The sequence below is a fragment of the Flagellimonas pacifica genome, from assembly GCF_900215465.1.
In the GTDB taxonomy this organism is placed as follows: Bacteria; Bacteroidota; Bacteroidia; order Flavobacteriales; family Flavobacteriaceae; genus Flagellimonas; species Flagellimonas pacifica.
Genome location: NZ_OBEH01000004.1, coordinates 295,439 through 302,256, shown reverse-complemented (window position 1 = coordinate 302,256; position 6,818 = coordinate 295,439). Strand labels below are relative to the sequence as shown.

Sequence of the window (6,818 nt, the reverse complement as noted above, 5' to 3'; positions counted from 1 at the left end):
GAAACGGGACGGTCACCTTGAGCGTGACACTGACCAACGGCAATGGCACGGGCGCGGCTGCGACCGACACCTCTACCAAGGCCACGGCGGTTCCATCGGGCTATACCGCGACGATCGACCAGGACCCCATCAACGCGGGCAACGAGACATCTGTGGGCTTCACCTTTGCCGGAGCGGAGATAGGTTCGACATATGACTATACCTTCAGCAGCGATGGCGGGGGCACCCCTGTCACCGACAGCGGCACGATAGTTACCGCGACGGACAACATAACGGGCATCGACCTGAGCGGTCTCGGAAACGGGACGGTCACCTTGAGCGTGACACTGACCAACGGCAATGGCACGGGCGCGGCTGCGACCGACACCTCTACCAAGGCCACTTGTTTTGCTGGTAGTATACCACCAACCTTGGATGGATCTGTGATCACAGCTTTTTGTGATGCTTTTGTACAAGATCTTGATGCCTATACGATGAGTGTTCCACCAGTAGGGTCCGATTTAAGGTGGAGTACTAATTCTGATACTAACGTAGCAGGGGATTATTTGCCAACAAGTACGGTAAGTACACCAGGTACTTATTTTGGATTTTTCTATGATGCTTTAAACGATTGTGCAAGTTCAACTTTTAATGTTACGTTGACCCAAAACACAACCCCTTCTCCAGGTACCACTACTAATATTGCTACTTGTGATGATTCAGGCGATGGAAGTGTAGTTGATTTGGATGATCAACTTACAGGTGCCGATGCTGGAAGCTGGTTAATGATCAGTGCTCCGGGAGGAGCCTCAATAACCATAAATGCAAGTAATATTGTAAATTTTGATGGTCAACCCTTGGGAGATTATATTTTTAGATATACTACATCAGGAGCAACAGCGCCTTGTGTTGATCAAACAGTAGATTTAACGGTAACTGTGCAAGATTGCTCAATTCCTTGTAATGCGGGTAATAGCGCACCGATTTTAGATGCCTCCGAACCAACTGAATTTTGCGATACTGTCTCAGCTAATTTAAATGATTATGTAACCAACACTGCACCTGCTGGTAGTGTGCTTACTTGGAGTACAAACCCTGATCCTTTGCAGGTTGTGGCACATAGAAGTAATATTGTTTCAGCTCCGGGTTCTTATTTTGGATTCTTTTTTGATGCTGCCAACAATTGTGCAAGTCCGGTGCTTACTGTATCATTGATACGAAATTTAACACCTACCATTGACAATACAGCTGGTGATAATCGCTGTGGGGAAGGAACATTGACTTTAACGGCTTCAGTAAGTGATGGTAGTTTGTTGAGTTGGTACGCCAATGCTACAGGAGGGTCAGTACTTGGAACCGGAGAATCTTTTGAAACTCCTTCCATTTCGGAAACCACTTCGTTTTTTGTTGAGGCCTCTGCCAATGGTTGTTCTTCTGTAAGAACGGAAGTTGTAGCAACTGTGAATGCAGAACCTTCTACAGGAACACCCAGTAATGTTTCTGCATGTAATGCAACCGGAAATGGAGGACCAACGGTTGTGGATTTGGATGACACCCTAACTGGAGAAGACCCAGGAACATGGACAATTGTGACGGACCCATCCGGCGGAAGCATAACTATTGGTGCAGAGAACAATGTTGATTTTGAGGGGTTGCCTGACGGAAACTATGTTTTTGAATTCACAACCACTGGAGCTATGGCTCCGTGTACCAATAGTTCAATTCAAGTTACTATTTCGGTAAGTAGCTGTATTGTAGATTCTGATGGAGATGGTTTAACGGATGGAGAGGAGAATACTTTGGGTACAGACCCCAATGATCCCGACACTGACGGCGATGGCCTAACTGATAACGAAGAATTCTCAGGTAATGATGATTCAAGTACTACGGCTGTCCCCGCTGGTGAATCCAATCCTTTGGATAGTTGTGATCCTTTTTTAACTCCTTCATGTAATCCAGACCCTATTGATTTAGCTATTACCAAGGAAGTAAGTAACGCTACGCCTTTGTTGCAGAGTGATATTATATTTACGATTACGTTGGAAAACACCACAATGGACCGAGTTTTGGATGTCACTGTGAATGAGGTACTTGATAGCGGATTTGCTTATGTTTCGCATACAGTGTCAAAAGGAACTTATGATCAGGTCACTGGAGTTTGGTCAATTGCAGAGTTAATATCTGAAGAAAGTATAACATTGGAAATTACAGTTACTACAGTGATTTCTGGTCAGTTACAGAATACTGCAACAATTGCAGGTTCTTTTCCAATAGATGGAGACACCTCTAACAATACTGCTACGGTTTCGGTTGATGTAAATCGAAGCCCATGCGAAACACCAGGAACACTTTGCAATATTTTTTCTCCAAATAATGGGGACGATATAAACAATACCCTTATTTTGGTTAGACACCAAGATTATCCAAATAACGATTTAAAGGTTTTTGATCGCTATGGGAATAGTGTATTTGAAATGAAGGGTTATGATAGTTCTTGGGATGGTACGGGAAGCAGTGGAGATCTGCCAAAAGGAACTTATTTTTATATACTAGATCTTGGGGATGATTCAGAAGTTGTCAAAGGTTGGATTCAAATTATCAGATAAACAAAGAAATGCCAAATAATACTGGGTTGAAAAAATATAAAATACTTGCTTTGTTGATTGGTGTATTCAGTATTATCAATGCCCAAAAAGAACCCCAATATACGCAGTACATGTACAATATTGGCAGTTTCAACCCGGCATATGCCGGTACGGTGGAATCTCCTGAAATATCGGGACTTTATAGAGCGCAATGGGTAGACATACCTGGAGCACCAACCACTATGCGTTTTGGAGCAAATGTTCCCCTTGCCAATGAAAAAATGGGTCTTGGATTTAATGTGGTACTGGATGAACTTGGACCTTCTAAACAAACCTTTGCAACACTTTCTTACTCCTACCAAATTAATGTTTCGGATATCACAAAACTGTCTTTTGGACTTTCGGCCGGAGGGTCTTTTTTAAATTTGGACTACTCTGAAGGGACTTTTGTTGATCCTTCTGACCCTACCATATTTGGAGAAAATTTAAGCAATTTTTATCCTACTGTAGGAGCTGGCCTATTTCTTTATGAGGAAGATTGGTATGCCGGACTATCAGTTCCCAATTTTTTGACCAATGGGCTATATAATGAAGAAGTAGCAACCATTGTTGAGGACAATATGCAGTTTAATTTAATTGGAGGCTATGTTTTTCAACTTTCAGATAGGACAAAGTTCAAACCTGCATTTTTAATAAACTACTTACAAGGTTCTCCGGTCAATGTAAACCTATCTGCAAATTTTCAGTTTATAGATGCTCTTACAATAGGAGGGTCGTACAGGTTTGATAATGCAGTTAGTGGTTTGGCTGGTATTCAAGTATCCAATACCTTGTTTTTAGGGTATTCGTATGACTATAATACAAATGGTTTGGGAGAGTTCAGTGGAGGCTCACATGAGGCAATACTGAAATTTTATATAGGGCGCGAGAGTACTAGAAGTAGAGGTCCCAAAACAAAAAACAAGAATAAGAACATAAAAGGCAAACCAAAACAGATTGACTCCCCAAGATTTTTCTAGTATGGCACAAGTAAAAAATATATATACTACACTATTGTTCTCCATTTTGGGTATAGTGGTTTGTTTTGCCCAAGGAAAGCGATCTAAGGGAGACGATTTCTTTTTTCAATATGAATATCAGAAAGCGATAAACGCGTATAAAGCTGAGCTCACTGAAGGTACTTTGACGGAACAGCAGTTCTTGAATTTGGCAGATGCCTACTTTAAGACGAGTAGTTTTGAAAAAGCTTCAAAAGCTTATGTAGAGCTATATAAAAAGGATAATTCACTGCTGGGCAATTACCATCTAAATATGATGTTGCAGAGTCTTTCAAAAGCATCGGACAAAGAAAAAATGAATGCTTTTTTGACAACTATGTCTTCCAGTTTTCCTAAAGAATTTATGGAAAATATTGAGTTCAATACCCAGTTGCTTGAGAGTAGTACTGCCAGTAATGATTTAGATTTTCAAATTTTTAATTTGACGGGCAATAGTCCTCAATCCGATTTTTCACCATCATTCTATAAAGAACAACTTTTGTTCTCCAGTGGCCGATCGCTAGACAAAAAGAACAGATACTCCCCCGCCGGAGAGGGTTATTTGAACATTTACGGAGCCAATGTGCAAAATGATGGCCAGATTTCTGTAGTAGCACCATTTTTAGAAATTCCAAGCTCTAATTATCATAAGGCAACACCTTATTATTCAGAAGCGTTGAAAGGCATTTTTTATGTTTTGTCCAATACAGAAAATGGAGAATTGTCTTTTGATGAGAATGGGAAAAATGCATTGGCTATAGGAATGCAGCGCAAAGATGGACAGTTTCAATTATTGCTCAAAGACTTGAGCACCTCTTTTTATTACCCATTTTATGATGAAAAGAATGGGAAACTTTATTTTTCAGCCAATTTTGAAGATGGTTATGGAGGCACGGATATTTATTATGTGCATACCAATAATGGACAGATTATGTCTGCCCCTATTAATTTGGGTCCAAGAATCAATTCGGCCGGTAATGAAATAGCCTCATTTATCTTTGAAAACAGTTTTTATTTTTCTTCGGATGTTTTTTATGGATTGGGAGGTATGGATGTGTACAAATCCAATATGGAGGATGATACATTTAGTATCCCGGTTAATTTGGGTAAAGGAATTAACTCATCAGAAGACGATTTTGGCCTAATAATGAGGAATGAGGGTGATGGGCTTTTGGGATATTTTTCGTCAAATAGACCAGGAGGAAAAGGAAAAGATGATATTTACGGATTTAAGGTAGATAAAAAGCCTGGGCTTAAAACTTTTACTATTAAGGGGAAAGTGGTAAAATCTTATAGGAAATCAGACTTTATAGATAAGGCTGCGGTAAGGTTATTGGATGCCAATGGAACATTATTGGCTGAAACATATTCTGATGACAAAGGGAATTACAGGTTGGAAATTCCTTGGCAAAAAGAGCTGGTGTTGGAATCTACCAAAGAAAAATGCTCTAAATACTTAAAACGTTTTACGGAAGATGAGCTAGAGGGTATAGAGAGTTTGGATCATGATGTCAAAGTTTCGCTCTATGATGATTTGGTGGAGGAAAAAGAAGGACAGAAGGTGGTAAAATTGAAAAAATTCTTCTTTGGTAGAAGCAAGACTTCATTAACACCTGAAATAAAAGCTGAATTGGATAAGGTAGTGGCCTTTGTAAAAGGTTTTCCTTCAGCACAACTTAGAATAGAGACCTACACGGATAGTAGAGGCGGGAGTAGCACCAATTTTAAACTTACCCAGAGTCGCTCAGATGTCATAAAAAGGTATCTGATTCAAAGCGGAGTCCCTGCTTCCAATATATTGTATTCCATCGGTTACGGGGAAGATAAAATCCTGAACAATTGTACAAATGGGGTTTTCTGCTTGGAAATGCTACATCAGCAGAACCAGAGATCGTTGATAGTTGTTCTTAACGATAATGTACTCTTTAACTGATTAAATTATTACCATCCAACAATAATATAGGGCAAAAAGAGAAAGAAAGACTATTCCCAAATAGGTCAACAACTGTAGTCCAAATTTAGGATGGTTTTCTTTGGGAATATCCTTGCCCATAACTGTTTTTAAGTTCATCCACCCAATTAAAGGAGCCATAACGAAGGAGACAAAGGTGGCCAAGGCCACAAGGTTGGCCATGTTAGCACCAAAAACGGTTATTACGATCCAATTGATCACTGCCATGGCAATTACAGCTATGGCGAAAGCGTGTTTGTTTTTTAGAGATTTGGCGTTAGGATAAAGCTTTTCCAAAACATCAATACTGACCCTAGAAACTGCGTCATGTGCGGTCATACAAGTGCTGAACATGGTGGCAAAGGCAGCTACAGCTATTAGAATATAGGCCCATTTTCCAATATTGACAGTAAACAGGCTTACCACCTGATCAGCAAAAACCACTGCTCTTCCGCTAAGTTCGGTCCCAGTTCCGTATAAGGTCATCCATCCAATGATCAAAAAGAAAATAGCTAGGAGAGCGGTTAAAAAATATCCCATGTTAAATTCTTGGAGAGCAAGCTTTAATGTGGGTTTTTCTTTCATGGTTTTCATGTTTTCCATGCTCCAAAGACTAACCCAACCTGAAGCTTCAACCGCAGTGGGCATCCAACCCATTAATCCTATTAAAAAAAGAATTCCGACTTCATTAAATATTTCAGGGCGCTGATATGATTCAGCACCCGGAACTGGGCCTTTTTCTAATACAACTATGGTAGTGACTATCAAAGCCACAAACAAGATGGAAATAACAGCTTTCAAGGAATTTTCCAGAAACTGATATTTTCCTATAATTAAGATGGCACCAATAAAAATAAAGAGGCACATGGCTACTGCACTTACACTTACACTGGAAATTTTAAAAAGGTTCATGAACAGCCCTGCGGTTACCACGTAAAGAGCGGCTAAAATGGTAAATGTGGAGATTATGGTTACAAATGCATAGATCCATAAGTACTTTTTGCCCAAATTCAGATATCCTTCTACCAAGCTTTTTTTGGTAACCGTAGTATATCTAATTCCAAATTCAAAAAATGGATATTTTAAAACATTGGCTAAAATAATTGGGATAACCATGACCCAACCATATTGAGCTCCGGCTTTTGTGGATAACACTAAGTGCGAGGTTCCAATAGCCATACTGGCAAAAAGAAGCCCTGGCCCCAACTGCTTTAAAAGTACCTTTAGGTGTGACATATGCTATATTATGGTATTGCCAACTAAAAT

At 40.0% G+C, this 6,818-nt stretch carries 4 protein-coding genes; 3 read left to right on the top strand and 1 reads right to left on the bottom strand.

Translation table 11 applies throughout. From position 1 onward, the window contains the following. The 3 genes from CRO15_RS13955 to CRO15_RS13945 all read left to right on the top strand — a co-directional run. Nucleotides 1–2,585: T9SS type B sorting domain-containing protein (locus CRO15_RS13955; RefSeq protein ID WP_116458916.1), on the top strand; the 2,585-nt coding region annotated here is incomplete at its 5' end. A 26-nt stretch (nt 2,586–2,611) separates the two neighbouring features. Then, entirely contained in the window at nt 2,612–3,583 is a 972-nt protein-coding gene (locus tag CRO15_RS13950; RefSeq protein WP_243396972.1) for a PorP/SprF family type IX secretion system membrane protein, read from the top strand. A 1-nt stretch (nt 3,584) separates the two neighbouring features. Continuing rightward, nucleotides 3,585–5,534, top strand: coding sequence for an OmpA family protein (locus tag CRO15_RS13945; RefSeq protein ID WP_097046452.1), 1,950 nt, complete (start codon nt 3,585–3,587; stop codon nt 5,532–5,534). Here CRO15_RS13945 and CRO15_RS13940 read toward each other — a convergent pair whose 3' ends face one another. Next, on the bottom strand, nt 5,535–6,788 hold the full coding sequence (locus CRO15_RS13940; protein WP_097046451.1) for an NRAMP family divalent metal transporter: 1,254 nt from the start codon (nt 6,786–6,788) through the stop codon (nt 5,535–5,537). Nucleotides 6,789–6,818 lie beyond the last annotated feature (30 nt).